The sequence below is a fragment of the uncultured Merdimmobilis sp. genome, assembly GCF_902471145.1.
Classification (GTDB): domain Bacteria; phylum Bacillota; class Clostridia; order Oscillospirales; family Ruminococcaceae; genus Merdimmobilis; species Merdimmobilis hominis.
Window position 1 is genome coordinate 1 of the sequence record NZ_CABRJC010000034.1, and the last position, 2,637, is coordinate 2,637.

A 2,637-nucleotide genomic window follows, 5' to 3' on the forward strand; every position below is an offset into this window, starting at 1 on the left:
AAAAGTATGGCTCGGGGGCGTGGGGGGGAGGAACGCCCCACACAACTTCGGTTACAGGGAAACCTTCCCTGAATTAGGCCGGGTGCAGGGCGGAGCGCCTGCATAACCTTGGGGGTCTGAGGGCGTGCGGCGCCCCAGAAAACCGGCCCATTCTGCCAATAAAAATTGAATATTTTGTTAAAAAATACTGCCTTCCCCTTGATTTTTCTGAAAAAGCGGGTAGAATAGTGTTAGCACTCAAAGAAAAAGAGTGCTAACAAATTTGTCAAAACATATTTTTATAAACTGGAGGAATTGACATGACCATCAAACCACTTGCAGATCGCGTTGTCATCAAAATGGTTGAGGTGGAAGAAACCACCAAGAGCGGCATCATCCTGACTGGCTCCGCCAAAGAGAAGCCCCAGGTTGCAGAGGTGATCGCTGTGGGCCCCGGCGGCCTGGTGGACGGCAAGGAAGTCACCATGTACTTGAAAGCGGGCGACCGGGTGCTAATCAGCAAATACGCCGGCACCGAAGTCAAGGTCGACGGCCAGGAATACACCATCCTGCGTCAGAGCGACATCCTTGCAATTGTAGAATAATTGGACCAATTTGGATTTGAGTAGGAGGTAATCTACTATGGCTAAAGTAATTGCATATGGCGAGGAAGCCAGAAAATCCCTGCAGGCTGGCATTGATAAGCTGGCGGACACTGTAAAAATCACCATGGGCCCCAAAGGCCGCAACGTGGTTCTGGATAAAAAATTCGGCGCTCCGCTGATCACCAACGACGGCGTCACCATCGCCAAGGAGATCGAGCTGCCTGACGCCTTTGAGAACATGGGCGCCCAATTGGTCAAAGAGGTCGCCACCAAGACCAACGATGCCGCCGGCGACGGCACCACCACCGCCACCCTGTTGGCCCAGGCCCTGGTGCGGGAAGGCATGAAAAACGTGGCAGCCGGTGCCAACCCCATGGTGCTGCGCAAGGGCATCCAGAAGGCAGTGGACGCCGCTGTGGAGGCTGTGAAAGCCAACTCCAAGGCAGTCACCGGCACAGCGGACATCGCCCGGGTCGGCACTGTGTCCTCTGGCGATGAGACCGTCGGCGCCCTGATCGCCGAAGCCATGGAGAAGGTCTCCAAAGATGGGGTTATCACCATTGAGGAATCCAAGACCGCTGAGACCTACAGCGAAGTGGTGGAGGGCATGCAGTTCGACCGGGGCTACATCACCCCTTACATGGTCACCGACACCGAGAAGATGGAAGCGGTCATGGACGACGCTTACATCCTGATCACCGATAAGAAGATCAGCTCCATCCAGGAACTGCTGCCTCTGCTGGAGCAGCTGGTTCAGTCCGGCAAGAAGCTGGTCATCATCGCCGAGGACATCGAGGGCGAGGCTCTCTCCACCCTGATTGTCAACCGCCTGCGGGGCACCTTCAGCTGTGTGGCAGTCAAAGCTCCCGGCTTTGGCGACCGCCGCAAAGAGATGCTTCAGGATATCGCCATCCTCACCGACGGCGTGGTCGTCTCCGAGGAGCTGGGCTATGAGCTGAAAGACACCACCTTGGCACAGTTGGGCCGCGCCCGCCAGGTTAAGGTCACCAAGGAGAACACCATCATCGTCGGCGGCGCCGGCGCTCAGGAAGACATCCAGGCCCGGGTCAATCAGATCCGCGCCCAGATTGAAACCACCACCAGCGAATTTGATAAAGAGAAGCTCCAGGAGCGTCTGGCCAAACTGGCTGGCGGCGTAGCGGTAATCAAGGTCGGCGCAGCCACCGAGATCGAGATGAAGGAGAAGAAACTCCGCATCGAGGATGCTCTGTCCGCCACCAAGGCCGCAGTAGATGAGGGCATTGTCGCCGGCGGCGGCGTGGCCTTCCTCAACGCCATCCCCGCAGTGAAGGCTCTGCTTGATACCTGCGAAGGCGATGAGAAAACCGGTGTGCGCATTGTGATGAAAGCCCTGGAGGAGCCCATCCGCCAGATCACCCTCAACGCTGGCCTGGAAGGCTCGGTCATCATCGACACCATCGCCCGGGAAGGCAAAGTGGGGTATGGCTTCGATGCTTACAACGAGACTTATGGCGATATGATGGAAGCCGGCATCGTCGATCCCACCAAGGTGACCCGCAGCGCCCTGCAAAACGCCGCTTCGGTTGCCGCTATGGTGCTGACCACCGAGTCCCTGGTGGCTGACGAGAAAGAGGAGAACCCCGTTCCCGCAGCTCCCGCCGGCATGGGCAACATGTATTAATAGCCACAGCAAAGCTGTGTCATTAAAAGTTGGCTTCCCAGGGGATTTTCCCCGCCAGCCGCAGACCGTGCGCCTGTACCCCTTTGGGGGTGGGCGCACGGTCTTTTTTATAGGCATTATGCATCCCTGCACTTCATAGGGATAAGAGGCCCTTGTGCCAGCCGCAAACTTCCACTTCAAAGGCTTTGTGCACATCCCAGTTTATGGGGCGCTGCCCGCCCCCAAACCCCCGTGGTCCCTTTCTGGCGAGAGAAAGGGACGAAAGCTCGCCGGGGAGACCTCGGCCCCCCTTAAATGCGCTTTTTCGTAGCCCAACTTTGTTGGGCTGGGCTTTCTTTCACATAAAAAAGGGAGCGCGGGGTGCAGGGGTGCGTAACGCCCTGCATAACC

Annotated in this window: 2 protein-coding genes; both read left to right on the forward strand. The window is 57.3% G+C overall.

Annotated elements, in window-relative coordinates:
- Positions 1-299 precede the first annotated feature (299 nt).
- Complete coding sequence (gene groES, locus RDQ42_RS09965) at positions 300-584, forward strand: co-chaperone GroES (protein ID WP_054332209.1); 285 nt, start codon at positions 300-302, stop codon at positions 582-584.
- Between the two features lie 37 nt (positions 585-621).
- The gene (groL, locus tag RDQ42_RS09970; protein WP_071428327.1) at positions 622-2,247 is read left to right on the forward strand and encodes a chaperonin GroEL; all 1,626 of its coding nucleotides are present in this window, start codon (positions 622-624) and stop codon (positions 2,245-2,247) included.
- Positions 2,248-2,637: the final 390 nt, after the last annotated feature.

Coding starts and splice junctions, on each gene's coding strand:
- groES (WP_054332209.1), top strand. CDS start 300: ATGACCATCAAACCACTTGCAGATCGCGTTGTCATCAAAATGGTTGAG.
- groL (WP_071428327.1), top strand. CDS start 622: ATGGCTAAAGTAATTGCATATGGCGAGGAAGCCAGAAAATCCCTGCAG.